The 26589-nt window shown below is 39.7% G+C and carries 24 protein-coding genes; 10 read left to right on the top strand and 14 right to left on the bottom strand.

The annotated features are described in order from the left end of the window. Positions 1-41: 41 nt before the first annotated feature. The gene (locus B9Y81_RS06335) at positions 42-1730 is read right to left on the bottom strand and encodes a M23 family metallopeptidase (protein ID WP_085536163.1); all 1689 of its coding nucleotides are present in this window, start codon (positions 1728-1730) and stop codon (positions 42-44) included. A gap of 439 nt (positions 1731-2169) precedes the next feature. Between B9Y81_RS06335 and B9Y81_RS06330 the strand changes: the two genes are divergently transcribed. Genes B9Y81_RS06330 through B9Y81_RS06320 form a run of 3 tightly spaced genes read left to right on the top strand, consistent with a single transcriptional unit; the run spans position 2170 to position 4232 of the window. Beyond that, the gene (locus tag B9Y81_RS06330; RefSeq protein WP_085536162.1) at positions 2170-2922 is read left to right on the top strand and encodes a hypothetical protein; all 753 of its coding nucleotides are present in this window, start codon (positions 2170-2172) and stop codon (positions 2920-2922) included. After that, positions 2897-3274 (top strand): GtrA family protein, encoded by a 378-nt coding sequence (locus tag B9Y81_RS06325; RefSeq protein ID WP_085536161.1) that lies wholly within the window; start codon positions 2897-2899, stop codon positions 3272-3274. Before B9Y81_RS06330 ends, B9Y81_RS06325 begins: the two co-directional genes overlap by 26 nt. Before the next feature lie 7 nt (positions 3275-3281). Further along, positions 3282-4232 (top strand): glycosyltransferase family 2 protein, encoded by a 951-nt coding sequence (locus B9Y81_RS06320; RefSeq protein WP_085536160.1) that lies wholly within the window; start codon positions 3282-3284, stop codon positions 4230-4232. Between the two features lie 272 nt (positions 4233-4504). On the opposite strand, the gene msrA is transcribed toward B9Y81_RS06320, so the two are convergent. The 6 genes from msrA to B9Y81_RS06290 form a co-directional block, all read right to left on the bottom strand. Further along, positions 4505-5005, bottom strand: a complete 501-nt coding sequence (gene msrA, locus B9Y81_RS06315) for a peptide-methionine (S)-S-oxide reductase MsrA (RefSeq protein WP_085536159.1) — start codon at positions 5003-5005, stop codon at positions 4505-4507. An 80-nt stretch (positions 5006-5085) separates the two neighbouring features. After that, positions 5086-6189: a metallophosphoesterase gene (locus tag B9Y81_RS06310; RefSeq protein WP_085536158.1), complete on the bottom strand. Its 1104-nt coding sequence runs from the start codon at positions 6187-6189 to the stop codon at positions 5086-5088. A 9-nt stretch (positions 6190-6198) separates the two neighbouring features. After that, positions 6199-7629 (bottom strand): RagB/SusD family nutrient uptake outer membrane protein, encoded by a 1431-nt coding sequence (locus tag B9Y81_RS06305; RefSeq protein ID WP_085536157.1) that lies wholly within the window; start codon positions 7627-7629, stop codon positions 6199-6201. Positions 7630-7641: 12 nt separating this feature from the next. Next, positions 7642-10995, bottom strand: coding sequence for a TonB-dependent receptor (locus tag B9Y81_RS06300; protein ID WP_085536156.1), 3354 nt, complete (start codon positions 10993-10995; stop codon positions 7642-7644). Positions 10996-11024: 29 nt separating this feature from the next. After that, positions 11025-12206 (bottom strand): FecR family protein, encoded by a 1182-nt coding sequence (locus tag B9Y81_RS06295; protein ID WP_085536155.1) that lies wholly within the window; start codon positions 12204-12206, stop codon positions 11025-11027. A gap of 75 nt (positions 12207-12281) precedes the next feature. Further along, positions 12282-12830, bottom strand: a complete 549-nt coding sequence (locus B9Y81_RS06290) for an RNA polymerase sigma-70 factor (RefSeq protein ID WP_245832412.1) — start codon at positions 12828-12830, stop codon at positions 12282-12284. 465 nt (positions 12831-13295) lie between these two features. Here B9Y81_RS06290 and B9Y81_RS06285 point away from each other — a divergent pair, with 465 nt between their 5' ends. Next, positions 13296-14495, top strand: a complete 1200-nt coding sequence (locus B9Y81_RS06285) for a uracil-xanthine permease family protein (RefSeq protein ID WP_085536153.1) — start codon at positions 13296-13298, stop codon at positions 14493-14495. 69 nt (positions 14496-14564) lie between these two features. Beyond that, positions 14565-15797 (top strand): DUF438 domain-containing protein, encoded by a 1233-nt coding sequence (locus B9Y81_RS06280; protein ID WP_085536152.1) that lies wholly within the window; start codon positions 14565-14567, stop codon positions 15795-15797. Positions 15798-15835: 38 nt separating this feature from the next. On the opposite strand, the gene B9Y81_RS06275 is transcribed toward B9Y81_RS06280, so the two are convergent. The 7 genes from B9Y81_RS06275 to B9Y81_RS06245 all read right to left on the bottom strand — a co-directional run bounded on the left by B9Y81_RS06275 (position 15836) and on the right by B9Y81_RS06245 (position 23493). Next, the gene (locus B9Y81_RS06275; RefSeq protein ID WP_085536151.1) at positions 15836-16840 is read right to left on the bottom strand and encodes an AMP-binding protein; all 1005 of its coding nucleotides are present in this window, start codon (positions 16838-16840) and stop codon (positions 15836-15838) included. Further along, positions 16837-17889 (bottom strand): o-succinylbenzoate synthase, encoded by a 1053-nt coding sequence (locus tag B9Y81_RS06270; protein ID WP_085536150.1) that lies wholly within the window; start codon positions 17887-17889, stop codon positions 16837-16839. Before B9Y81_RS06270 ends, B9Y81_RS06275 begins: the two co-directional genes overlap by 4 nt. Before the next feature lie 12 nt (positions 17890-17901). Further along, positions 17902-18726 carry a 1,4-dihydroxy-2-naphthoyl-CoA synthase gene (gene menB / locus B9Y81_RS06265; protein WP_095996251.1) on the bottom strand — a complete coding sequence of 275 codons (825 nt, stop codon included), beginning with the start codon at positions 18724-18726 and terminating at the stop codon, positions 17902-17904. Then, a complete protein-coding gene (gene menD / locus B9Y81_RS06260; RefSeq protein ID WP_085536148.1) occupies positions 18723-20387 on the bottom strand; it encodes a 2-succinyl-5-enolpyruvyl-6-hydroxy-3-cyclohexene-1-carboxylic-acid synthase in 1665 nt (554 codons plus the stop codon). The genes menB and menD overlap by 4 nt, the downstream gene beginning before the upstream one ends. Positions 20388-20395: 8 nt before the next feature. Further along, positions 20396-21469, bottom strand: coding sequence for an isochorismate synthase (locus B9Y81_RS06255; RefSeq protein WP_085536147.1), 1074 nt, complete (start codon positions 21467-21469; stop codon positions 20396-20398). Continuing rightward, positions 21466-22698 carry a Cof-type HAD-IIB family hydrolase gene (locus B9Y81_RS06250; protein WP_085536146.1) on the bottom strand — a complete coding sequence of 411 codons (1233 nt, stop codon included), beginning with the start codon at positions 22696-22698 and terminating at the stop codon, positions 21466-21468. Before B9Y81_RS06250 ends, B9Y81_RS06255 begins: the two co-directional genes overlap by 4 nt. 63 nt (positions 22699-22761) lie before the next feature. Next, positions 22762-23493 (bottom strand): lysophospholipid acyltransferase family protein, encoded by a 732-nt coding sequence (locus B9Y81_RS06245; RefSeq protein WP_085536145.1) that lies wholly within the window; start codon positions 23491-23493, stop codon positions 22762-22764. Positions 23494-23829: 336 nt separating this feature from the next. Between B9Y81_RS06245 and B9Y81_RS06240 the strand changes: the two genes are divergently transcribed. The 5 genes from B9Y81_RS06240 to B9Y81_RS06220 all read left to right on the top strand — a co-directional run bounded on the left by B9Y81_RS06240 (position 23830) and on the right by B9Y81_RS06220 (position 26555). Further along, positions 23830-24210 carry a LytTR family DNA-binding domain-containing protein gene (locus tag B9Y81_RS06240; protein ID WP_085536144.1) on the top strand — a complete coding sequence of 127 codons (381 nt, stop codon included), beginning with the start codon at positions 23830-23832 and terminating at the stop codon, positions 24208-24210. Continuing rightward, the gene (locus tag B9Y81_RS06235; protein ID WP_085536143.1) at positions 24207-24854 is read left to right on the top strand and encodes an FHA domain-containing protein; all 648 of its coding nucleotides are present in this window, start codon (positions 24207-24209) and stop codon (positions 24852-24854) included. The genes B9Y81_RS06240 and B9Y81_RS06235 overlap by 4 nt, the downstream gene beginning before the upstream one ends. A 125-nt stretch (positions 24855-24979) precedes the next feature. Then, a complete protein-coding gene (locus B9Y81_RS06230) occupies positions 24980-25231 on the top strand; it encodes a hypothetical protein (protein WP_085536142.1) in 252 nt (83 codons plus the stop codon). Further along, a complete protein-coding gene (locus B9Y81_RS06225) occupies positions 25228-25740 on the top strand; it encodes a DUF7836 family putative zinc-binding protein (protein WP_085536141.1) in 513 nt (170 codons plus the stop codon). Before B9Y81_RS06230 ends, B9Y81_RS06225 begins: the two co-directional genes overlap by 4 nt. An 11-nt stretch (positions 25741-25751) precedes the next feature. Beyond that, positions 25752-26555: a PP2C family protein-serine/threonine phosphatase gene (locus tag B9Y81_RS06220; protein WP_085536140.1), complete on the top strand. Its 804-nt coding sequence runs from the start codon at positions 25752-25754 to the stop codon at positions 26553-26555. The last annotated feature ends 34 nt before the right edge of the window (positions 26556-26589 follow it).

The following is a 26589-nucleotide window of genomic DNA, read 5'->3' as shown; positions in this document are numbered from 1 at the left end:
TTCGCGTTTTGTTAGTGTTTATGGTGGTGGTCAATACAAAACTACCAATTAAATTTCCGGGTGTAGATTGATTGATTGCCGCAGGCGTCGGTAACGGTGAAAGTTAATTCGTGGGTTCCTTTGGTTAATCGTTCTGAATCGAAACGGTAGGTGAGCAAACCTTTTTTGCCGTCGAATTCGAAAAGAACAAATTCGCCGTCTATTTCGCCACGATAGGTATTTACACCACTCAGCTGATCGGCTATTCGAATGGTAATGCGCTTTTTTTGCACCCAAGTGTCCGGATCAATGGGAGTAATGACCGGTGGAACTGTATCTGCCGCAAGTGAATAAGTAGCCAGTTCACGTATGCTGCCCTGCATCCATCCGTCGCGGTATTTACCTCCAACCCAATACTTGCGGCCTTTGTGCAGGCGTACGATACCGTATTGTTGTTTGTTGGAAAGGGTGTCGTGCTGTAGCCGGATGGATAAGTCTGCCGACTTATGCAGCGGGATAGCTTCGGCGTGCAATGTATGTATTCCGGCCAAAGCCGTAGAATCTTCTTTATGACTGTATTTTAGTGTCAAATCCGTATACAGATTCCCCCGTGGAATAAATAAACGCACACCTTTAGAACCAAACCGATTATCTCCGGTCCAATTAAACACGGTCGAATCCTTTACTTCCGGCAAATCCTGTTTTTTACCCTGCACCTTAAAAGCCAACAAGGTAGTGTTGCCTTGCATATCGGAAAGGAGGTAGGAAAGAAGGTAAGTTCGTTCTTCGTCTATCGTGATAATTCCACGGTCTTTGCCCGATATAAAACGAAGCCGGTTGCCGGGTTCAATAAAACTTTTCATGAAAAACGATCCGCTTTTTCTCCATTCCGAATAGTCCGTAAAACTATTCAGATAACGCGTCTCATCAAACGAATATTGCTCAATGTTACTACGAAAAACCACGTCGCTGTCTTTCATCAGTATCACTTCTTTTACACCGTAAATATTTGAAGTGCCATCCATAGAATCAAAAGCTTTTACGCCGAAAGCAATATCGCCCCAAGCTTCTATTTTGTCGCTTACAATTAATTGTTGTGTGTTTTTGGGGGTAGAAAGTTTCAACGTGCGAGGACGCACACTGCCATTTACAATGCCCCGTGATTCGATAGGATAGACCTTCAACCCCGTGATTCGCGGAGGGCGCGTGTCTTTGACCCGGTCTTTAAAGTAAAACAGCGGATCAAGCACCTCTTCGGTTTCGGTGTCTCTTACTTCAAAATGCAAATGAGGACCGCCTGAGCTGCCCGAATTACCCCCAAACCCAATTACCTCTCCCTGTTTAAATGTAAAACGCGCAGCGTCCGGGTAAAGGTTTACGGTAAAACTCTCTTCAATATATTGTTGTTCTTTTACATAAAAGGCAATAGAATCGGAAAACTTCTGTAGATGCGCATAAACAGTCGTTGTTCCATCCGGGTGATTCATATATAACACATTTCCATATCCCCACGGACTCACACCTATTCGGGAGATATAGCCATCCAGCACTGCCCTAACAGGTTTTCCTTCCACTCCTTGTGTTTTAAAGTCAATACCCGAATGAAAATGACTGGCTCTTAATTCTCCGAAATTACCACTCAAAAGAATCGGAAAATCAAACGGATTACGCAAGGCTTTATCCTGAGAATAGGCAAAAGAAGAAGAAAGAAAAACTGAAATATAGATGATTATGGTAACGTGAAATTTCATTGTTTGTAAATGCTCGTGATTAATCGTGCAAAGGTAGTAAAATACGATACATTAGCCCCGTTCAACAACTCAGGTCTAAACAAAATTAACAAATCCGTTTTACAGCAAAACTGCATCGATAAATTTTGCATCCTTTATCTTTGAAAAGATATCCTTTATTTTTTCAAAAATATCCTTTATATTTCCAGAAATAACCTTTATGTTTTCGGATGTATTAAAGGTGTTGATATTCAGTTACTTAAAAAACAACAGAAAAAGGCATCATTTTGCCTCAATTTTAACTTAAAAAAGGTGGAAATTGAGCTGCGAAAACCGACTTGCTTTTTTAGCTTCGATGGCTCCTTGTAATACTTGTTTCCATTTAATATGTGATTTTTACCAAAAAACATTAACTTTGTTCTGGTTCTTATAAATAGTATAATTTATAAATCAAAGGGTTATGAAAGATAAAGAAGATGTTTTCTCAAAATTCCGTGACTCTTTCAGTAAAATCGATGGTCGGTTTCATATATTGGAACAACGAGTACCGGTTGAATTGCAAATGGAATATTTTAAATATTCTGAGCAAATAAGAAAAGAACGTGGAGAGTTAACGGATATAGAATACGATACGTTTGTTGACACTTTGAACGACGAGGAAACAAGTACGGAATATAAAAGATACGTGCTGTCTTCATTGGCTGTTTCCCGTCAGGTCAGGGCTTACAGAGCGTTGGAGAACTATGCAGGTCATTCATCCGAAGATGTTACGAACTGGGCGTATATGGCGCTGATGGAGAGTCGCATCTCGTTAGAATCGGAATTGTCTGACGAAAAACAAGTTTATATCTCTACCGGACTTGGAGGGAAAGGTGAAAAGCTTCGTTTTTATATGATGTTTCCATCAAAAAATGATCACCCGTTTGACGATCTGCAACGACAAATTATCGAACGTGAGTTCTCCTATTATCTTGAAAGAGAAAATTGTGAAATAGAACGATTAACAATACATGATGTTTTTGTAGATCTCATAGTGCTGATTCCGGTAAGACTTAACATAAAAGATGTGCTTGATAAGGTTATAGAAGAATGCAATCTGTATGGAAATTTCTTATACAATTCTTATACCATCACCAATGTAAAAGAGCTGACGGAAGAGGAGATTCGGGATGTTTTGAAAAAGAAATATGGGAATAATCAAGCAGGCGATTAGATACGGCCTCGTAGGGGTGGGGAATACATTGATAACGGCAGCCGTTATCTGGGTGATGATGAAAATATTCGATGTTTCGGATATCTTATCGAATATAACAGGGTATATAGCCGGGTTGGTTAATAGCTTTATATGGAACAGGCAATGGACCTTTAAAAGTTCGGTTGGCTGGACTTCCGGAGCGTTAAAGTTCGGATCTGTATTTGTTATTTGCTATCTTTTACAACTGGGAGTTTTATTATACCTGAATAAAACATTAACGATTGACTCGTATTACAATCAGTTGATCGCTATGGCATTTTACACGGTTATTAATTTTGTAATGAATAAGTTCTATACCTTTAAATCGTAGATGCAGAATGAAAAAAGTGGCTGTTATTGTTCCCTGTTTTGACGAAGAAGAGGTAATACTCGAGTCGTATCGCAGAACAAAAGAAGTGTTGCTTCAACTGCAAAACCCAACAGAAATTATCTATATTAATGACGGTAGCCGGGATAAAACCCGTGTGCTGTTGGATGGTATAGCCGCATCAGACCCAATGGTGAAAGTGCTGCATTTTTCGCGAAATTTCGGACATCAACCGGCCGTTACCGCAGGGGTAAATAACTGCGACGCTGATATAGCTATCATTATAGATGCCGACCTGCAAGATCCACCGGAACTTATTCCCCAATTGCTTGAACTGCAAGAAAAAGAAGCGGCGAATGTGGTTTATTGTGTGCGTAAATCGAGGGTAGGAGAGAGCTTCTTTAAAAAAATATCTGCGAAATTGTTTTACCGCGCCATGAATTACATGAGTGAAGTGGAATTTCCGCTCGACACAGGAGATTTTCGCCTGATCGACCGTCAGATAATGAACGAATTCGACCGGTTTAAAGAACATGGCAAATACATTCGCGGGTTAATTAGCTGGATAGGGCTTAAACAAGTACCGTTTTATTACGAAAGAGACGCGCGTTTAGCCGGAAAGACCAAATATCCACTTCGAAAAATGCTGAGATTTGCATCTACGGCCATGCTTTATTTCTCTAAAAAACCACTCCGGTTAGCGTCGGGACTTGGCTTCCTGGCTGTTCTTGTGGGACTGTTTTTAGCTATTTGGTTTACTTTAGGCAAAATATACGGCTTCAGTAATGCCGAAACAGGCTGGACATCCATCATCACCATTGTTACTTTCTTCGGCGGTGTTCAGCTATTAACAGTTGGCGTATTAGGACAATACATCGGCATCTTGTTTGACGAAGTAAAAGCCCGCCCTGAATATATCATTGATGAAAAAAGAAACTTCAAAGAAGATACCCCCTCTTGATCCGTATCTTCTGATAAATTATGCTTGTTGAAAAAAGCCACGAAAACCATTTTTGGAAAATATCTTCAAAATATTTGTAATCTGATGTTACGTTTGCTTATCTGATTTGTCTTCCTTATCTCTAAAGAAGATGTGCGCGTAACCCGTATCGAACGATTCAATTACGACGACCAAGGAGGCTAAGTGATATAAAAAAAGATATCCGATAAACTCATCTACGGATGAAGTATATCGGATACCTTCGTTGATTGCCTTTGTTATTGCTCTTTGAATCAGAAAATCTTTCTGTAAATATGGCAATACGGGGTTGAGCCGTTTTTGTCGTAATAATGCTGATGATAGTCTTCGGCCGGCCAGAAGGTTTCTGCTTTTCGAAGAGCTGTCGCCACTTCAAAACCTTTCTGGGTTAGTATATCCGAATACTTTTTAGCGATGGATAACTCTTCGTTGTTCGAATAGAAGATGGCCGACAAATACTGACTGCCAATATCCGGACCTTGTCCATCTGTTTGTGTAAAATTATGCGTCTCGAAAAAGAGGCGAACAAGTGCTTCATAGTCTGTTTTTGTAGGATCATAAACTACCTCTACTAATTCCAGATGCGCTGTTTGTCCTGTTTTAACTTGCTGATAAGACGGACTATCCACATGACCTCCCATAAAACCGGCTCGTGTTGAAATAACTCCCGGTGCCTTATCGAAATAATATTGCGTCCCCCAAAAGCATCCGGAAGCGAAATAAGCTACTGCTGTTTGATTCGTATCTGATGTCATAATAATAATAATAATAAGTTTTGGGGTGAAGTTATTTATAATCCTTGTTCCGGCAATATCAATTCTCAGATTTTCGTGAATTATAGTTCACTGAGTATGCCCTTGTCACTAATGACATAGCGTTTATCCTTGTTGATATATATCCCTCTGCCTAACACTTTGTCAAAGTTTTTCTGATTATCGACATTAACAGTAATGACTTTCTTGTCATAAAATACGCGTATATCGGGAAAAATAGTATGTCCCACAACAATATGCTTAACATCGTATTTCTTTAGTATAGCGTCTAAATCATCTATATGCAAAGGATTGTATTTGGAATCGTTGCGAACCATTCCTCTATACCATAAAGGACCGTTGCTGCCGTGTAAAAAACCGGCCGTTTCTGAATGTTCATCCCGTTGTTGTTTGTTCAGGAATAAGGCTTTGCTGACTTCGGCATTAACCTTAGCAACATCAAAATCCTTCTCTAAGAAAGCCTGTCCAAGACCGGCATGAACAAACAGATAATCTCCTGTAACCTGAATTGTATTTCTTGTGGCAAGCCATCTGCCTAATTCTGTTTCCTGTGAAAAGAGAGCGCTGTATGGCATGTTCAGCTGTTCAGCTAATAACTTGTATTTTTCTTTTGTATACTTTAGATTATCACCCAATACCATTGCTTCATGATTTCCGAGGAGAAAAGAAACCTGTCCTCCCATTTCGCGGGCTTCCTGCTCTAATTTATAAATCAACCAAAAGATAGGCAAAACGTCTTCTCCTCTGTCGAACACATCTCCATTGATCAGCAGTTGGTTTGAGCCATATATCCAATTATAGTTCCGGTCAATCACTTTATTTGCTTTCAGAACGCTGGCAAAGCACTCAAAATTACCATGAGGATCAGAAATGATTAGTTGTTCGTCAAATGCTTTACTTTCCCATTCTTGCCGGCTGATAGGGTGGAGTGCAACATCGAACAAATAGGTTCCGTTGCTTGCTGTTACCGGCATACTGAAATCTTTAGGTATTGAATTCAGCGTGGAGTCTTGTATCGTTCCGTTATTATCTACTGAAATGATCCGCACGCCACCATTGGGCAAGTGAAATAGATAAGGACCGTCGATAGATAATGTCCCGGCACATAAGCCGGGACAAAATGATAACAGGATTAATAAAAAACTATATATTCTAAACTGTTTCATAAAGCAATATTAGTTACCATAGCCCGGATTCTGAACAATATTCGGGTTGACATTTATCTCGCTGGTCGGAATCGCCAAAATAATTTTAAAATAGTTACGATCAAATTGTTTTGTTTCCGGCAACAGCAAATCAGAGGTATGAGACTTACCTTTACGGGTGATTGTTTGATTATTACGCATCGCATCAAAAAAGCGATGACCTTCTCCTACCAATTCTTTTCTGCGTTCAATCAGAACTCTTTCAAGTGTTACTGTTCCTGTTACTTCTTTTTCAGGATTAGCGCGTTGAACAATCGCATTCAGATAATTCAGTGCTTCTTCATTCTTATTTAATTTCACTGCAGCTTCAGCAGCAATCAGATAAGCTTCAGAAAGTCTCAGAACAGGTATATTTGAATAATTATATGAAGGAGAAACGTATTTAAGCAGATACCATCGGTAATCACTTGGTTTGTACTTATCGATTATTTTATGACGTACGTCGTCCGGGTCTTCACCCAGCAGATCCATATAATCTGAACTTAAGCTTATGTCATCATAACCGGAACGATGCATCAGGTAACCAATAAATTCTTTGGAATCACTAATTTCGCTTGCGTTATTAATCAGCGTGAATAATAGTTCGCTACTGGTGGTTTCTTTCCATACGTTAGGGTATTCACTTGTAGACCAAAGTTTGTAATTACCTGTCTTATTTGCTTGCTCAATCAGATTGGATGAAATCTCAAACGCTTTTTGATCATTGCCCATATACAGGTAGACACGAGCTAATAATAATTGATTCGCATACCAGTTTACTTTTCCATCATTTCTTGAAGAAGAGATGTATCGGGCTGCAGTTTCTAAATCGTCCAACACTTGTTTATATACTTCAGCAACAGTATTACGTGCCGGTTTAGCATTATTGGCCAGATTTTCAATTACAACCGGTACCCCCAAAGACGCTCCGTTGTCCTTGGTATATGGCATACCATATATATTTACCAAGTCGAAATGTGCCAAGGCTCTTAAAGTAAGTGCTTCTCCTTTTATATTCTTTATCTGGTCAGTAAGATCATCTTCTTTAAATGTATTGGTATAGCGCAATACGTTATTGATATTCCGAATTACGGCATAAGGAGCTCTCCAAAAACTGGAAGGAGAGGTTACTGCATTAAACTGAAACAAATAATATCTGGCAACGCGTTTTGTGTCGTTTCGGGCTTGCATATCTTCACTGGTAGCATCAGCATAAAACGTATAACGTGCGCCCCTGTACTCATATTTACGTATTTCATTGTAAATACCGTTTAAGGCATACTCCGCTTCGGTTGGTGTGTTAAGCGATTTATTAGTTTCCACAGCGTTTTGTGGTGTCATTTCATCCAGCCAGTCGTTTCCACATGAGGTGAAAGTCAGACTGAGTCCTGCTATTAATGTGATTATATAATTGTATTTCATGATGTCTGCTAATTAGAATTTAATATCGATACCGAATGTTAGTGTCTTTAATTTAGGAGTGTCGAAATAAACGACTCCGTTACTTGCTACTTCCGGATCATAACGATCATAAGCTGCCCATGTTAATAAATTAACCGCGGAAAAATAAGCACGAACATTTTCTAATGATGCTTTGCGGACAAGATGTTTAGGGACAGTAATTCCTAAACTAAGATTCTTCAAACGAAGATGATCGGTAGAATGAACTCTTCTGGAGTTGACAACCGAGCTCATATCGTAAGGATTACCAACCATAACCATTTCTATATTCGTTTTATCACCGGGTTTCTGCCATCTGTCACGATAAAGTGTTTGCAGATTGTGAGCAGTTTCTTTTCCGGCATGCTCCAATTTTTGGGCAGCGTTATCATACGAATAACCACCCAAAGAAAAGGTAAGCGTGAAGCTTAAATCGATCATTTTATATTTCAATGTATTTGTCCATCCTCCACTGATTGTAGGATCCGCGTTTTTGTAGATGATGTAATTGGCTTCAGTAGCATCTTCCGTAATGGTTTTATCTCCTTCGGTCGCATTAACGTAATACTGTGGAAAACCTGTTTCCGGATTGATCCCGGCAAACTCCTTAACGTAGAATGAATAGTATGAATGACCTACTTTCCGGATTGTATACGAACCGATGATCTCCTCCTGATCTCCGAGATTAACAATTTTGTTTTTGTTATGTCCTACATTGAACTGGGAGTTCCATGAGAAAGATTTTTTCCTCAGGATATCCGAACTTAGTTCTACCTCAATACCTCTGTTTTGTACACGACCAACGTTTGCAATCATTGTGCTGAATCCTGTTGTGTTGGAGATCGGTTTGTCCATAAGCAGGTCGGATGTTTTTCTTTGATAAACTTCCACTGTAGCGTTAACCCGGTCAAATAATTTAAAATCCAAACCTAAGTTCAGGTTGTAGTTTTTCTCCCACTTAAGATCTTTATTGCCTATCTGATATTCTATAATACCGGGTTTCTCATTATAGTTCTGTCCGAATCTTACCAGATCCATATAATCGTAAAAACTGGAAGGTAATGTTCCGTTGCTACCATAAGACACACGCAATTTGGCTTCGCTCAATATGTTTTCAACCGGTTCCATAAAGGCTTCAGAAGATAGTCTCCAAGCTCCTGAAACAGACCAGAATGTTCCCCAACGATTGTCTCTGTGCAGTCTTGAAGAAGCATCCGTTCTCACGCTTCCGCCCAGGTAATATTTATGATCGAAATCATAGTTTACACGTCCCAGATAAGAAAGTAATCTCCAGCCTTGTTGATAGCCGCTTAAACCGGTGATATTAGAACCGTTTGATATGGCATGTTTATCCACATTAGGAAAGTCTTTAACTCTTCCGCTGATATAATTTCTTTTATATTGATGCGTTTCGTATCCTCCCAAAATGTCAAGATGATGTTTATCAAAGCTTGTCATGTAGGTAAGGTTGTTTTTCCAAACCATCTGGTCGTATTGATACATATTATTGCTTAATGCACCATTATCACTTTCTCCGTCGGACGAGCGAGGATCGTCCCAGCTTTTATAAGAAGAATTCGTATGATCAAAGCTAAAAGTAGAATTAAAGATAAGCCCTTCCATGAAAGTATAGTTTGCGAATACCGTATTGAAAGAACGATCTACTTTCTGACGTTTGTAATTGTAGTCTAAAGCAGCTTTAGGATTTCGTTTTCCATTGGCCAATAAATCGGTGTTGTAAGTACCGTCTTCATTATAAATAGGGTCGGAAGCAGAAACTTTATGTCTGGTAGAATAAATAGGAGCAGTGTATGTACCACCTTCCGAACTACCATCCTGTCTTAATGCCGAATATAAGATATTAGCACCCACCTGTAATTTGTCAGTCATGTTGTATTTAAAATTCAAACGACCGGTGATACGTGAGAAGTTCTGTTGACGAGCCAGACCTTCCTGATCGGTGTAAGCAATAGACGAAAACAACGAAGTTTTCTTATCTCCACCTGAAGCGGAAAACTCGTAATTCTGATATGAAGCTTTGTCTCTGAACAACGCGCTTTCCCAATCAGTCCAGCCGCTCCATGGAATTGGCGCGTATTTATCAATGTTTTCATTCGCATACGCGGTAGCTTCCGAGGCGTTCATATCTTTCATATATAATCCCTGATTTACTAAACCTTCGTGCAGCACTTCACGTCTTTCCGCTCCACTCATTGTTTCCCGGAATTTGGTTGCATAGTCAGAAAAACCGATATCGCTTTTAAAATTAAACACAGGCTTACCTTCTTTACCGGATTTGGTTGTAATAAGAATAACCCCGTTTGCCGCGCGTGATCCATACAATGACGCTGCGGCAGCATCCTTTATAACGGTTATATTTTCAATGTCCGACGTGTTAAGTGTTGCCATAATGTCGGTTCCTCCGGAAATATCACTTCCTCCAACTGCTGTACTTTCCAGATTATCCATAACGGGAACACCGTCGATAACATACAACGGATTAGTCGACGCGTTAAAAGAACCAAGTCCGCGAATAGTGATGCTCGACTTACCTCCAACAGTTCCTGAGGTTGAGTTTACCTGTATACCGGAAGCACTACCTTGCAATAAGGTTTTAAAGTCGGTTGTCGGCACATCCTCTTTTTCCTGTAATTTCACCGTCGACGCAGAACCGGCGTAAGCCGATTTTTTATATGTTCCGTAACCTGTGATAACCACTTCTTCAAGAAGCATTTGATCACTTTTCATTACGATACGCATCGGAGATCCGAAAGTAGGATTAACATCCATCGACGAGAAACCGATATAAGATAGAACCAGTACATTTTTAGCTGATCTATCCATCTCGATTGAAAAATTTCCATCAAAGTCTGTCACAACACCCTGAGCTGTACCTTTAATAATAATGTTTACACCTAATAAAGGTTCGCCGCTATCATCTACCACAACTCCTGTTACTTTTTCTTTTGTTTGTTGATTAACAGGGGCAGATATATTCTTTTTCTCCGCTTTTTTAATCGCAATAACGCCTTCGTGGATGGTATAAGTTAATCCGGAGTTCTCCATACATTTGTCCAGAACATCTGTTATAATTGCATTTTCAACATTAATACTGTTAATGTTTACTTTCTGAATATCATTCGTACTGTAAATGAAAGTAAAATCGGTTTGCTTTTGAAGTTCCCAGATAATTTCATTTAGCGTTACATTATTGAATTTCGCTGTAACTGTTTGGGCAGCCAAATCATTGTTTTTCGCTTGCACTAATCCCGAGAAAAGGAAAAAGAGCAAGAGACAACTTGCGGCAAAGTATCGCCGATGCTTCATGGAGTAACTGTTTTGTCTCATAATTATTGAAATTTATTGATTAAGTAATATTAGTTTATGATTATTTTTTTGCCTTGTGTTTTTATCCTGACTTTACCGGTTTTTTCAAGCAAATTAATAAAGGGTGTTATGTTTTCATAGCGGTTCAAATTACAACCGAACCGGATCTCTTTGGTGCTACTGTTTTCGTAAACAACTTCCATATCATACCAGCGGGAAAGTGCCCCCATGATGTCTTCTAAACGCTGATCTTTAAAGTATATTTTGCCATTTATCCAGGATGTGTACAAGGCAACATCAACTGTTTTTACTTCGAATTCTTCCGACGAATAATTAAAGATTGCCTGTTCGGCAGGGCGCAACACGCGTTCATTACTACCATTTTCGGGAATTACTTTTACAGTGCCATTTACTAATGTTGTTCGGGCATTTTCTCCCGAATATGCCGAAATATTGAATGAAGTACCCAACACCTCTATTTCCATACCCTTTATTTTCACAATAAAAGGCTTACTGTTTGGCGTTACTTCAAAAAAGGCTTCTCCTTCCAGTTCTACCACACGTTTGTCATTTTTAAACTGTACCGGAAAGCGGAGTGAACTCATGGTGTTGAGATGTACCTTGCTCTGATCGCTTAACGTAAGTTGATATTCACCTCCGCGCGGAATCTCTATTTTGTTGTATGTTTCTTTTTCTGAAGGGGCGGTTTTAGTATCCTGATTATACTCCAATCCGGTTTTGTTAATATGAATAGTTGTTCCGTTTTTATCGGCAATGGTTTGTTCCGTATCTTTTTGAAGCTCTATTTGTTCACCGTTTTCAAAGGTCAGAATAGCCTTGCTTTCTCCCGGTTTAATTTCTTTGACTACGTTATTTGATTCGGAGAGTAGTTCATTTGTAGACGAACTGTTATAAAGGGCAATAAGACAGCTGATAATTATCAGCGGAATTATAACCACTGACGCGTATTTCATTATACGGATAAACAACGCTTGTTTTCGTTTTAAAATGGTTCTTGATAAAATAATATCTACCCCTTTCTTTTTGTTGAAAACAGCCGATGGCGCAACGTGGCCATCCCTGTTTTTAGAGTCGCAAATTTTTTGGAAAAGAAGTTCATTGTGTGTTGATTCTTCTCTCCAACGGTTAAGCTCTTTCAGTTCCTCTGCATCAATTGTTCCGGATAAAAAAGCAGCTATTAACCGGGATATATAAAAGTTTTTCTGGTGCATAAATAGAATTTGTTTATACACTATATAACAGGCTTGTTGTAAAACAGGGTGACTCCCTGCTTGTTTTTTTTAAAATCAAATGAGGAAAAACAGTAAATAATAGAATTCTTTGAGATATATACGCAGTTTCTTATAGGCTGATTTTTTTAAAGAATGAACAGTTTCTTTGGATATGTTTAAAGAATCAGCAATTTCAACATTGCTCATTCCATGAAGGGATAGTTGCATTATTTGTCTTGTTTTATTGGGAAGTTTATTGATCGCATCATTTAATATGCGATATGTTTCCTCTTCTATTAAATGATCGTGAAAAAAGAGTTCGGAGCTTTTATCAAGAATCTTTTGTTGATAAGCATTAACCACTTTGTTGTGTTCGATTACATTGATCGATTTGTTTCGTATGGAGGTGTATAAAAAACTTTTCACCTGATGTAAGTACAGAAAGTCTGTGCGTATTTCCCATAGTTTAACGAAACATTCCTGTGCAATATCTTCAGCAGTTTGCTCGTTTTCAAGATAATGAAACGCAAACTGACATAAGGGGATATAGAACCTGTCAAGTAAATCCTTAAATTCTTTATCGTTACTTAGATTAATGTTGATATTTTCGCTATACTCTTTCACATTGTATTTATAGTGCAAATATAATGAACAATTTGAAACTAAAACCGGTAAGGACTTTTCTTGCTGAAAATAGAATAAGAGGAGCAAAAAAAAATCCCGGTCGGTTGTGTTTTTGTTTCTGCTTGGACCGCAAAAAAGAGTGCGCGAATTCGGCCTTAAAAACGAAGTGATTTTTTGTATTACTATATGTTTAAAAAGATATCCTTTATTTTTCAAAAGATAACCTTTATTTTTCGAAAAATAACCTTTATGTTTTTCGATAAATACAACCATCTGATTTTCAGTAACATAGGAAAGGCCAAAAAAAGACGAAAATTTAGCCTTGTTTTCGCTTTAAAACAAGGGAAAAAAAGTGGGTTCAACCGGGTGTTTTGTCTGATCGGAATAAGATGATTTAAGATCTGCAAAAAATTCATCTTTAGTTTTTCTATACTATATTTGCACAAAATATAACTTTATTTATTGATGGAAAATACGCAACGTCTGAATCCGGTACAGAAAACTGTAGTCGGCGTTCAGTTTCTCTTTGTGGCATTCGGGGCCACTGTTCTGGTTCCTTTATTAGTTGGTTTAGACCCTTCGACGGCTCTGTTTACGGCAGGTGTAGGTACCCTGATCTTTCATTTAATAACAAAAGGCAAAGTTCCTCTTTTTCTGGGAAGTAGTTTTGCCTTTATAGCACCCATTATCAAGGCTACGGAATTGTACGGCATGGCTGGCACTATGTCCGGGCTGATTGCTGTAGGTGCGGTTTATGCCATAATGAGTTGGTTGGTTAAATGGAAGGGGCTGCAACTCATCAACAGGTTGTTTCCTCCGGTTGTAATCGGACCAGTCATTATCTTAATCGGACTTTCGCTGGCCGGTGCCGGTGTGGATATGGCAAAAAGTAACTGGTCTATTGCTTTGATTGCTTTGGCCACGGCTGTTTTGGTTACGATGTTGGGTAAAGGATTGCTTAAACTGATCCCTATTTTTATGGGAATCATTGCCGGATATATAGCATCGGCGTGTTTTGGAATAATTGATTATGAACCTATTAAAGAAGCAGCCTGGTTTGCTTTTCCTAAACTGGTAAAGCCTGAATTTTCATGGGGAGCAATTGTTTTTATGACTCCGGTGGCGATAGCTCCCGTAATTGAGCATATCGGTGGCGTATACGCCATAAATGGTGTTACCGGAAAGGATTTTATTAAAGATCCGGGGTTGCATCGTACTTTATTAGGAGATGGTGTTGCTTGTTCGGTGGCGGGATTTATCGGCGGGCCTCCGGTAACCACTTATGCGGAAGTGACCGGTGCCATTTCGCTGACTAAAATTACAGATCCGGTGGTAATTCGTATCGCGGCGGTTGCCGGAATTCTTTTTTCGGTGGTAGGCAAGGTTAGTGCCGTGTTGAAATCAATACCGGAATCAGTATTGGGAGGTATAATGATGTTGTTGTTTGGAACCATTGCCTCTGTAGGTATCAGCACCTTGGTAAATGCGAAAACAGATATGGGCAACACCCGTAACCTGATCATTGTTTCATTGACATTGACTTTTGGCATTGGAGGTGCGATTTTTCAGGTAGGAGAATTTTCCATGACGGGTATTGGATTGGCTGCTGTTATCGGAGTAGTTTTAAATCTGATACTGCCCAATCGTGAAAAAGACCAAGTGTAACAAATGCGACAAATTTAAAGGTACATCTATTCATAGTTTTGTCTTGTAATATTAATACAAGATAAAACTATGAGTGAGATTATAAACAATTCAGAAAAACGGAAGGAACTGCTTAAGCACCTGATCCTGCAATTACATAATGGCGAAGCTCCTTCGGCCGTAAAAAATCAACTTATCGGTTTGCTGGCTCAGATTCCTTACGGAGATGTTGTAGAAGTAGAACAACAATTAATAGCGGAAGGACTTCCGGAAGAAGAAGTTCTGAAGTTTTGCGATATACATACTGCTGTTTTAGAAGGACATATAATACAAGACGACAGTCTTCCTTACCCTCCCGGACACCCCGTAGATACGTTCAAAAAAGAAAATATAGAACTGGCAAAGGTTATCGAACGAGTGCGAGCCTTATTCGGTCAGGCTCCTTCTTTATCGGCAGAAGATTTTATGAATTACATGATTTCACTGAAAGGTGCTTTTAATGAACTTTCTGATGTAGATAAACACTACCGCCGTAAAGAATACTTGTTGTTTCCTTTTATGGAAAAGAACGGCATTACCGGTCCTCCTAAAGTGATGTGGGGAAAGCACGATGAAACACGCGAGTTGTTGAAAGCGGCTCATGCGTTTCTTGGAACTCGTGATCCTGAAGGAGCAAAAAACCTGTTGCCTGCCATTGTTGAGATACTGGAACCGACATTAGCCGCTATAGAAGGCATGATCTTCAAAGAAGAACAAATACTCCTGCCGATGTGTCTTGATGTACTGACCGAAGAAGAATGGTACCATATATATGACCAAACCATCGAATTCGGCTACTGTTTGTATGATCCGCAGGAGAAATGGACTCCGGAGAACGTACAAGTAGGAGAGGTTAACTATTCCGGCAAAGGAAGTGTGAAACTTCCTACCGGCAGTTTTGCCATCGAAGAACTCACCGCTTTGTTTAATCTGTTGCCGATGGATATCACCTTTGTGGATAAAGACGACAAGGTAAAGTTCTTTTCCTTAGGTACGCATCGTATATTCGACCGTAACCGTGCCATTATCGGACGAAGCGTTCAACTCTGCCATCCTCCTCACAGTGTACATATCGTAGATCAGATACTAACTGATTTCAAGGAAGGTAAGGAATCAAACGCGTCATTCTGGATTAACTTCAAAGGTATGTTCGTGTATATAGAATACATCGCTCTTCGGGGAGAATCAGGTGAATACCTGGGTGTGATTGAATGTACACAGGATTTAACGCATTATCGTAAATTGGAAGGCGAACAACGCTTGCTTTCCTATACGAAAAGATAATTAATAGTTGTAGATATAGTAGTTTTATACGGAAAGTGTTAGTGTGTGCTGGCAGGACAAACTTGTTCTGCCAGTTTTTTTATAGCCTTGCGGTCGGGCTTTCCATTTCCTGTTAAAGGAATAGCCTCGACAAAACATATATGTAAAGGTTCCTGATAACGGGGAAGCAGATGCCTTATTTTGTTTTTAAGCTCGATAGTAGCCGCTTCTTCCGTTAACAAAACAATTGCTTCGCCAAGTTTAGGGTGGGGGATGTGGCTTATCGCGAAGTTTCCGGTAATATGCGGACGCAAAATCCGTTCTACCTCTTCTATTTGTATTTTTATTCCTCCGCTATTAATCACATTGTCTTTTCGTCCGAGTATACGAAACGTTCCGTCACACCTTAGTGCGGCTATATCGTTTGTAAACAAGGTTTCATTTGCTACGAGCGGCGCGTCGATAATCAATGTGCTTTCTTGCGATAAACTTACCCGTACATTCGACAATGGGGTGTAATACAGGCTGGCTGCCGAACCGCTGATTCTACGTAAGGCTATATGCGAAAGTGTTTCAGTCATTCCATAAGTAGAATAAATGGCGTTAGGAAATCCGGAAAGCTCATGTTCTAAGGTTTCATCTATTGCACCTCCTCCGATAATCAGGTATTTAATGGCAGCCAACCGTTGTCGTTCCTCGGGTATCTGTAAGGAATTATACACCTGTAATGGAATCATTGCTGCAAAATCGAAATCCATGTCAACGTCAGCCAAAGGATGTCCGCATGGCTCTACGGAATACAGGTCGAGTCCGGCATAAAGCGCACGTACAACAACCATTTTCCCGGCGATATACTGCAACGGCAAACAGAGTAGTGCTTTATCATTTTTCTTTAACCCAAAGAATTGACAGGTTATTTTAGCACTTTCCAACATGCGGGTTTTCTTCACGTCCATTTTCTTTGGCGTTCCCGTTGAGCCTGATGTCTGCACACAAATAGTCGGTGAATCGGAATGCCAATCCTTGATAAAGTCTGCTACCTGCTGTTGGATAGAATGTATCATCCCTGTATCAATTTGTCCGGAAAGATTCCATTCGGATTAAACCAAAGTTCATGCCTTTTAATTGTCAGTGGCATTTCGATATTGTTTGTATACAGCATACCTGTTCCCAGGCCTTGCGGTAAGGGATTATCAAACGTTGCGCACCATTGGGCAATACAATTCAATCCGATATTAGATTCAAGTGCGGATGTTATCCACCAGTCGATACCCAGCTCCTGCGCCAATTCAATCCATTCATAGGCACCGGTCAGGCCTCCATGCAAAGAAGGCTTAAGTATAATAAAATGCGGTCGGATCGCTTCCAGTAATTTCCTTTTCTCTGTTGGATTATTTACACCTATCAACTCTTCGTCCAAGGCTATAGGCAAAGGGGAGGAAGCAATAAGTTGAGCCATTTCATGCCATTGCCCGGCTTTTATAGGCTGTTCAATGGAGTGAATATCTAATTCCGATAATTTCTGTAACTTACCTAACGTGTCTTCATTTGCGAAGTTACCATTCGCATCCACACGAATAGTAACTTCCTTTGCTGAGTAATGACTGCGAATAGATCGGAGCAGATCAAGTTCTTTTTCAAAATCTATTGCTCCGATTTTTAATTTGACGCACGTAAAGCCCTGTGTTAACTTAGTCTCGATCTGTTGTAACATCGTAGCATAGTCTGCCATCCAGATCAAGCCGTTAATTGTAATACCTTGTTCACCCATACTAAAGGGCGTATCCCATAACTGCCATTTATGTTGCCGGTAATGCCGTATAGCTGTTTCTAAACCAAAAAGCATGGAGGGATAATCACGAAGCAGTTCGGTATCGACAAATTGCTTCTCTTCTGTTATTTTGCAGAAGGCTGATAACGTATCTGCATAATGCGCGTTAAAATCACAACTTAGGTCGTGTAAAGGAGCACATTCGCCTATTCCGTAGTGAGACTCGTCATCAATATCTACAAAAACAACATACCAAACTCTGTGCTCCGTGTAAATTCCTCTGGAGGTACCTGCCGGTTGTTTAAAATGCAATGTATACGGTATGATTTCTATACGAAACACAGGCGTTCTTTATTAAGGGAGCTTTGGGAATTGTTTAAAATCAGGTTTGCGCTTTTCTAAGAAAGCATGTTTGCCTTCCTGCGCTTCGTCGGTCAGGTAATAAAGCATGGTGGCGTCGCCGGCTAATTCCTGTATTCCGGCTTGTCCGTCTAATTCGGCGTTCAGTCCGGCTTTAATCATGCGAAGAGCCAACGGACTATGTTGCATCATTGTTTCCGCCCAGTCAACCACTTCGTCCTCCAGATTTTCGAAAGGCACTACTTTATTTACCAGTCCCATTTCCAGCGCTTCCTTCGCATTATATTGACGACAAAGGAACCATATCTCACGCGCTTTCTTTTGTCCTACGATACGCGCCAAATAAGAAGAACCAAATCCTGCATCAAAACTACCTACGCGAGGACCAGTCTGACCGAAGATCGCGTTTTCCGAAGCAATAGAAAGATCGCATACTACATGAAGCACATGACCACCTCCAATAGCGTAGCCATTAACCATCGCGACAACAGGTTTCGGAATGGAACGGATTTGTTTCTGCACATCCAGCACACTAAGGCGAGGAACACCGTCCTTACCGATATATCCGCCTTTTCCTTTTACATTCTGGTCGCCTCCGGAACAGAATGCTTTGTCTCCGGCTCCTGTAATAACAACTACACTGATATCAGCCTCTTCACGGCAGATGCGTAGTGCATCACTCATCTCTCCGGTTGTAGTAGGAGTAAATGCGTTGCGATAACGAGGGCGATTGATCGTGATCCGGGCAATACCGTTATAAAAATCAAAAAGAATATCTTCGTATTCCTTAATCGTTGTCCATTCTCTGCTTGCCATTATTTAATTTTATTTTTCTGTTGATGATAATATGTTCTTATTTGTTCTGCGTTTTGCTGCATAGAAGTAAAAACTTCCAACAAAACGGGCTTGTCATTTTTGGTATTCATAAACTCGGGAAGTTGTTGCTCCAGTTCTTTCTGATTGTTTGCGGAAAGATAGGTAAACCCTTGTTGCGCTGCCCATGCTTTAGCATCCGTTTGATGAAAAGCCGAAATATGATCTTGCAATGCTTCCGACTTATTCAATCCCGGTAAGATATGAAATATTTCTCCACCTGAATTATTATTGAGGAGAATGTGTAAGTTGCTTCTTTTATATTTATTCCAAAGACCATTCATGTCATAAAAGAAACTTAAGTCTCCAATCAGCAAGAATGTTTGCTTTTCTGAAGCAGCGGCATAACCTACCGCGGTGGAAAGAGAACCATCAATACCATTCGTGCCCCGATTACAGAACACTTGTACATAAGGATCTAAATTATACAACTGCGCAAAGCGTACACTGTTGCTATTGCCTAATTGCAAAGCGACTTCGGCGGGTAATTTTTTCATAAACATACCTACGGCCGATAAATCGGAGAATGCTGCTTCGGGCTGGGAAACTGCTGCACAATGGCTTTCCCAAAGTGACCTGAACGCTTTATTGTTTTTTTCGCCCTTTGCTATTAAATAATCGAGAAATGTTTTCTCGTCGCATTTAACAATATCTGTTACACATTGAAATGTATCCACCACTTCTCCATCAGGAGAAATATGCCAATGTTCGCGAATGTTTTGTGAACGTAAAAACTGTTTTAATCTCTTGGATACGATATGTCCGCCCAGTGTGATAAGCAGATCCGGTTTTAATGCTTTTAAATCTTCCTCAGAAGCGGCGTAAAGCATGGTGTCGAAGTTATACGTTTCACGAACCTCGATATTTGAAAGATGTTCTGCTAAAACTACCACGCCATATTCTTCATGCAATGATTTCAACCGATCGGACAATTCACTTTGCGGCAATAGTTGTCCAACAACAATCAGTCGTTTGGGATGAGCGTTAAATCGTTTATCGTATTGATCTTTATCATTCAGTTGATAGCCTACTGAAGACTTCCTGATAACCCGTACTTCGGGCAATTCTTCTGTATTAAAACCGAATAACGGTTCTGCTAAAGGAATGTTGATATGAGCCGGTCCTTTTACTCCATTATCTAAAGCATGAATTGCCTCATTGATCAATCGGTTGCAATACCAGGCTTCTTCTGAGCCGTTTACCTGCGGAAGTTGAACGGAATGGCGAATGATATTCCGGAATATATGAGTCTGTGGTATTGTTTGTCCATCCATTTGTCCGATCCAAGCCTGAGGACGGTCTGCCGTAATTACCAATAAGGGTAATTGCTGATAATAAGCTTCAGCAACAGAAGAGCCCAGATTAAGAACTGCCGTTCCGGATGTACAACATACGGCAACCGGTTTGTTTATCGCTTGCATTACGCCAATAGCGAAAAAACCGGCACTTCGTTCATCTACGATCGTATAACAAGTGAAATCTTTATCGGTCGCAAAAGAATGGATAAGCGGAGAATTTCTTGAGCCGGGAGAAAGAACAATATGAGTGATACTATGCGCTTTGAGCAACGCTACCAACTGCAAAACATTCCCTTTATCTGAATACATAGTTTAATTTATTTAAGTATCCCCAACATAGTTCTCAATTTCTGTTCAGTTTCTTCCCATTCTTCGTCTAACGAAGAAGAGGCAAGCAAACCGCCACCGGCAAACAAAGTAAGCGAACTTTTTTGAATATGCATACACCGGAGATTTACATATATATTTGTTTCTTTACCCGGATCCAACATCCCCAGAAATCCGGAATAATAAAGGCGGTCATAGCCCTCGTTTTCCAGAATAAACTGATAGGCCTTGTCTTTCGGAAGACCGGAAACGGCCGGAGTAGGATGGAGGGCTTTCAATATACTTCCTAAAGCGGTTGTTTTAGGAAGTTTAAAGGAAAAATCAGTTCTCAAATGAGCCAGCTCCCCTGCCTTTACGGTATAAGGTCCGTTTCTTTCCGGTGAAATATGAAATGCAGAAAGCTGTTGAAGCAGATAAGAGGATACTAATTCTTGTTCGCTAAGGTTCTTTTCATCCCACGAAACCACCTCTGAATTAGGGAAACGGGTTCCGGCCAAAGCAATTGTTTTCCAGTTATTGCCGATGCCCGAAAGCAATATTTCAGGCGTACTTCCTATCCACGTACCACTCAGCGGTGTATGAAAGAGATAAACATAGGAATAGATATACTTTTCTGCTGCATAAAAAAAAGAACGGCCGGGAGAAAAGCTTTCTTCCCGGTCAATCGTTTTATTTCTTGACAAAACAAGTTTTTCAAATTCTCCATTAACCAATGGTTCATGAAATCGAAGAAACTGTTGCGAATAGTCTTCTTTACCTTCTGATTTATTCTTCCGGTTTGTTGATTCGCCCGGCTCATTACCTGTTGTGTCTAAAACCACTTCGGCTAAATCGGTACAATCCGGTTGAATAAGCATGATGGGAGAATTTTCACGGGCACGGAAAGGAGCTATTACAAATCCTTTATGTCCGTTCAGGTGTTCAATATCGTCAAAACAAGCCGGAACACCGGATGTTTGCAAAACAAACCGGGGCGATGACTCGCCCGGCAAACGATAAATTGCAAAACTTTTATCCTGTTCAATGAGCGCATCTAAAATATGGTACGCGTTTTCAGCTATCATTTCTTTTTCAAAACACTATTTACAACACGGATAGAAGAAACCAGTTTGTTTGTCGATGTAAAAACATCCACATTCCAAACATGAGATGATCTGCCTTTATGAATGATCGTTCCCACTGCGCGCACCGTATCACCTTCGTGTGCGGAAGACATGTGATTACCACTAACCTGCATACCGACAATAATCTCATCCGGTTGGCAAATAACCATGGAACCCAGTCCGGCTACGGTTTCCGCAAGTGCCAGAGTAGCCCCTCCGTGCAAAATGCCGAATGGCTGTCGGGTACGTTTATCTACGGGCATTGTTGCTTCAATTCGTGTGCTCGAAGCATAGATGTATTGAATCCCTAAATTACCGATAAGTGCATGCCGGCTACCGGAATTCAACTCATCCAAAGAAATATCCGCCGGACGAACTTCCGAGATGATGAACTTTTGGACAGCCAACGCCACACCATCGTTGTCGTTACTCTCCGTTACATAATCGGCACAAGCCTGAATAGATTTCTGAGCGTTACCCATCGCAACACCCAAACCGGCAAGCTGAATCATGGAGAAATCCCGGCGTCCGTCACCAATTGCCATTACTTCTTCTTCGCCTAATCCTAACTTCTGAATTAAAACACCCAGCGTATTTCCTTTATCAATAAACTCCGGCACTACCTCCAGAAAGAATGGCTCAGAACGATATACATCCAACACACCGGCCAAACGTTTACGCCAATGGTCTTTCAAACCAACCAAAGCCTGTTCGTCGTCACTAACTAAAACACATTTGCAAGGAGAGAAAGTAACCGCTTCGGAGAAATTATCTACCGTTACGATGTCCATCCCATTCAATTTAGCTTCATGCTGAATATGCTTATTGTCCGGTGTAGAAGTGATGATTTTATTTTTATGATAAGTAAAAATTCCGAAGCCGTTTTTCAACGCTTTTTTTTCCAGATAAGGAATCTGTTGGGGGTCTATTCTTTTTTCAAATAAAACTTCATTATTTTTTATATCGATTACTTGCCCCCCGTTATAAGACAGAATATAGCCTCCATGATTTTTAAGTTCCAACGCTTCTATCAAATGACGCAAACCGTATGTTGAACGACCGGAAGCCAAAACAATGCGTACTCCCATGTGTTGAACTTTAAGAAGAGTCGCTAACGTTTGCTTGGAGATTTCTTTTTCACTGTTCACTAATGTACCATCTACATCAAGAACTAATAGTTTGTATTTCATACCAATCTCTTTTAAATTATCTGCTATAGATAATACAAATATACTAATATTATCCCGGAAAATTTATATAATCGCTTCGGTTACGGCCTGTTCTGTTCTTTTGAAAACGGTTTCAAACGGCATTTCTTTAATAGGGAAAGGCTCGTGAATAGTTAGCGTCAGCTTATTACCCAATCCCATAGGAAAGCTGCCCCAACGGGTCATTTTCCATGAATTATTTATCGTTACGGGAACCATATAAGCCGATGGAGCGTACTTGCAGAGTATTTTCAAACCGTTTTCCGCAAATGGTCTTGGCTTGCCCGTCAAACTTCTTGTTCCTTCCGGAAATATAATTGCCGATCGTTTATTGGTTTCAATGTATTCTGCCATCTGTTTAATCGCAGACAACGATTGCTTAGCATCTTTACGGTTAATCAATACAGAACCACCGTGATTCAGATTATACGAAATACTGGGAATCCCCTTGCCCAATTCTATTTTACTGATAAATTTAGGATGGACTTTTCGTAAAAACCAACCCAAAGCGGTTATATCGTACAGGCTTTGGTGATTTGCCGCGATTATTAACGGCACTCCCTCGGGTAGTCTTTCCGGATGCTCAATTTTATACCTCGTTCCTAAAACATAGGTGTTGGCAACCAGAAAAAAAGTGAGCGCATCGACACTTTTCTTATGAGCCTGATAACCGAAAATATTAAAACAAACCCATTGTATAGGGTGAAAGATAACTAACGTAGCTCCAAACAGCAGATAATATATAATAGATAATGGATAAGAAATCAATTTTTGCATACTCACTTTGTAATTAATTGCGCTCAAAAATAAGAAGAATATTTAAATTAGAATAAAGGTTACTTCAGTTTATATAAAGGATATTTTCCTTTTTCCATATATATAGAAAAACTTTACCACAACTATAGAAAAGTTTTTCTACAGCTATAGAACTGTTTTTCCACAATTGTAGAAAAAGAAAAAGAAAGGATATATTTATTTTAATAAAGGATATAAGGGGGAAAATAACCAATACATTTTTAGAATGAATTGTAATTATCGTTATTGATTTTGCCATTAAGTTTTAAAAAGCTAAATTTGTAATTAGTTTGAATCTAATAAGAATTATCCAACAAAATGGAGCGATATCTGATTATTAAGACAAGAGATGAGTTGTTGCGGATAAAAATAGGACAAATACTTTTTTTTGAGGCAGACCGGAATTACACAAAACTTTATTTATCGAACGGTATTCAGTTTACCTTTGCTATAAATATTGGTAAAATTGAAGATATTTTGGAAAAACAAGTATCCGGAAGTAATAATATTTTAATCCGAGTGGGGAAAAGTCATATAATAAATAAGAATCATATATTACAAATTAACTTACCAAAGCAAAAACTACTACTACTGTCTAGTGACGGGAAGCCGCGAGAATTAATCGTTTCAAAAGAACCTTTAAAAGTATTGAAGGATTCGTTGGAGAAAGAAATGAATAAACCCGGTAGCGAAGAATGATTGTAAACATTGGCAAAGCAGCGGAAAATGATATGGTGATAGGCAACTCGTCTGTCAGTCGTACGCATGCCCGTTTGTGTTCCGAAGGATCATCAGGGTGGATATTGGAAGACTTAAATTCAACAAACGGAACTTTTGTTAATGATGTTCAGATTCTGAAAAAGAATATAATTGCATCAGACCGGATTAGGTTTGGAAATAGTGATACTTATTCACTGAAAGAGCTTCTGCATGCGAATAACGACTACAGTGAAGAGTTTGGAAAACTAAAAGAAATCTACAAAACTTACACTGAAGCAAAAGTAAAGATACAGTCGTCTAACCAATTAAAAACCAGGTTATTCCAGTCTCTTCCTTTTGCTTTGCCCGGAGTGATAGGGGTTACAATCGGCTTTCTTGGAAAAGGCAGCCCCGAAATGTTCGGAATCAGTTTGTTTATTACCATTCTGGCCCCCACAATAGGTATCTATTTAGGAGCCAAACAAGCTTCGAAAGTCCCTTTACAGCTCCAAATACTGGCCGATAACTTCAAAATTAACTATGTGTGCCCCAAATGCGGCGCCTTTCTTGGTGAAATTCCCTGGGAATCTTTGGTAAACAAGAAACAGTGTCCTGCCTGTAAAGCGAAGTGGGCAAAAGAATAAAGGTTTTGTGTCCGAAAGCCCTACTTTTGTACAAGAATTCCAACCCTTTGATTATTAGCAAGAAAATCTAAACTATTTAATCAATAACTTTTCATAGTTTTGTAACAGATATAATACATATTGTTATGCGGAAAGATACAGAATACACGTTCGTCACAATAGACAATGATGTGGAAAGCATGCAAAGCGATGCTGTGATCATTGATATTGATCATGATGGAGATTTATTCGCTGCCGTTACTTTAGACGGTGATGCTATGGAAGGAGATTTTATTACCTTGGCAGATGATACAATCATGCTGGCTGATTCGGATATGACAGATATCATTTCTTCAGATATAATAATTGATGACACAGATATTTCTGTGATGTTATGATTTCGCTGAAGTGTCCATACTGTCAGGTAGGCCTGAAAGTTGATGAGACCAAATTGCCGGAGGGAATAAAATCATTTAAATGTCCGAAGTGCAAAAAGTCGATCCCTGTTTCTCTTCTTAACACGGAAGAAAGTGGGGATAATACATCTGATACGGTTTTATTAACGCCAATAAAAACCGGATTGGGTGTTATTGTTGTAACTGCAGATGCAGGTACTACCGAACAAACGATCCCTTTGCATGAAGGGCTGATTACGATTGGTCGAAAATCCGCCACATCAGGCGTTACTTTTCCCATAGAAACAACCGACAAGTTAATGAGTCGCAGTCACATCAGCATAGAAGTAAAAAAAGATTTAAAAGGAGGATATAAACACTATCTTTCTGACAATAACAGTAAAAATCGTACGTTATATAATAACAATTACCTTGAAGCCGGAGAGGTGGTCGTGTTGCATGATAATGATGAAATCGTGATAGGCAGGACCAGTCTTCGATTTAAAGCATAAATGTTATTTATATGCATATAACGATAGGACAAGCTTATGCCGCTTCTGAAAAAGGCGGGAGAGCGAATAACGAGGATTCCATATATCCGGATCCGGAAACAATCAATGCGAATCAGCAATTGTTTATTGTTTGCGACGGAGTAGGGGGAGCCAGCAAAGGAGAGGTGGCCAGTGCTATGGCATGCGAACTTTTTCAAACCTATCTGACTTCCTTTTCCGAAGGAGATGTAAATTCTGAGATAATTAATAAAGCAATCCGGTTTACTGAAGCTCATTTTCAGGAATATATAATTAACAACCCGTCTGCTTCGGGTATGGCCACTACCTTAGCCATGGTTTACATTGGCAACAAAGGGGTAGTTGTTGCCCATGTGGGAGATAGCCGCATATATCAGTTCCGCAAAGGACAGATTTTACACCAAACTGAAGATCACTCACTCGTTAATTCCCTTTATAAGCTGAATACGATAAAAAAAGAGGATATGCGAACTCATCCGCAACGCAATGTAATTTTGCGGGCAATACAAGGAAGTGCAAATCCTACGGAAGCGGATGTAACTGTATTAACTGATATTCAGGGAGGCGATTTCCTTTTTCTGTGTTCCGACGGAGTGCTGGAACAGTTTGATGATGATGAACTCTGTGCCTTATTTGATGGAACACATGAGCCGGAAAATTGTAAAGATAGGATTATTGAAAAATGTAATGGAAAAACGAAAGATAATTTTTCGTTCTATATTATCCCGATTAATAATGTGCGTGACAATAGAACAGTAACAGAAAATATTCGGTCTTTCTTTTATTCTTTGATTTAAAAAACGTACTTTTGACTGTTAAATGTCAGTAAAG

This window comes from Massilibacteroides vaginae (assembly GCF_900178525.1).
Lineage (GTDB): Bacteria > Bacteroidota > Bacteroidia > Bacteroidales > Tannerellaceae > Massilibacteroides > Massilibacteroides vaginae.
This window is presented reverse-complemented; position numbering and strand designations above follow the sequence as displayed.

Coding starts and splice junctions, on each gene's coding strand:
- B9Y81_RS06335 (WP_085536163.1), bottom strand. CDS start 1,730: ATGAAATTTCACGTTACCATAATCATCTATATTTCAGTTTTTCTTTCT.
- B9Y81_RS06330 (WP_085536162.1), top strand. CDS start 2,170: ATGAAAGATAAAGAAGATGTTTTCTCAAAATTCCGTGACTCTTTCAGT.
- B9Y81_RS06325 (WP_085536161.1), top strand. CDS start 2,897: ATGGGAATAATCAAGCAGGCGATTAGATACGGCCTCGTAGGGGTGGGG.
- B9Y81_RS06320 (WP_085536160.1), top strand. CDS start 3,282: ATGAAAAAAGTGGCTGTTATTGTTCCCTGTTTTGACGAAGAAGAGGTA.
- msrA (WP_085536159.1), bottom strand. CDS start 5,005: ATGACATCAGATACGAATCAAACAGCAGTAGCTTATTTCGCTTCCGGA.
- B9Y81_RS06310 (WP_085536158.1), bottom strand. CDS start 6,189: ATGAAACAGTTTAGAATATATAGTTTTTTATTAATCCTGTTATCATTT.
- B9Y81_RS06305 (WP_085536157.1), bottom strand. CDS start 7,629: ATGAAATACAATTATATAATCACATTAATAGCAGGACTCAGTCTGACT.
- B9Y81_RS06300 (WP_085536156.1), bottom strand. CDS start 10,995: ATGAGACAAAACAGTTACTCCATGAAGCATCGGCGATACTTTGCCGCA.
- B9Y81_RS06295 (WP_085536155.1), bottom strand. CDS start 12,206: ATGCACCAGAAAAACTTTTATATATCCCGGTTAATAGCTGCTTTTTTA.
- B9Y81_RS06285 (WP_085536153.1), top strand. CDS start 13,296: ATGGAAAATACGCAACGTCTGAATCCGGTACAGAAAACTGTAGTCGGC.
- B9Y81_RS06280 (WP_085536152.1), top strand. CDS start 14,565: ATGAGTGAGATTATAAACAATTCAGAAAAACGGAAGGAACTGCTTAAG.
- B9Y81_RS06275 (WP_085536151.1), bottom strand. CDS start 16,840: ATGATACATTCTATCCAACAGCAGGTAGCAGACTTTATCAAGGATTGG.
- menD (WP_085536148.1), bottom strand. CDS start 20,387: ATGTATTCAGATAAAGGGAATGTTTTGCAGTTGGTAGCGTTGCTCAAA.
- B9Y81_RS06255 (WP_085536147.1), bottom strand. CDS start 21,469: ATGATAGCTGAAAACGCGTACCATATTTTAGATGCGCTCATTGAACAG.
- B9Y81_RS06250 (WP_085536146.1), bottom strand. CDS start 22,698: ATGAAATACAAACTATTAGTTCTTGATGTAGATGGTACATTAGTGAAC.
- B9Y81_RS06245 (WP_085536145.1), bottom strand. CDS start 23,493: ATGCAAAAATTGATTTCTTATCCATTATCTATTATATATTATCTGCTG.
- B9Y81_RS06240 (WP_085536144.1), top strand. CDS start 23,830: ATGGAGCGATATCTGATTATTAAGACAAGAGATGAGTTGTTGCGGATA.
- B9Y81_RS06235 (WP_085536143.1), top strand. CDS start 24,207: ATGATTGTAAACATTGGCAAAGCAGCGGAAAATGATATGGTGATAGGC.
- B9Y81_RS06230 (WP_085536142.1), top strand. CDS start 24,980: ATGCGGAAAGATACAGAATACACGTTCGTCACAATAGACAATGATGTG.
- B9Y81_RS06225 (WP_085536141.1), top strand. CDS start 25,228: ATGATTTCGCTGAAGTGTCCATACTGTCAGGTAGGCCTGAAAGTTGAT.
- B9Y81_RS06220 (WP_085536140.1), top strand. CDS start 25,752: ATGCATATAACGATAGGACAAGCTTATGCCGCTTCTGAAAAAGGCGGG.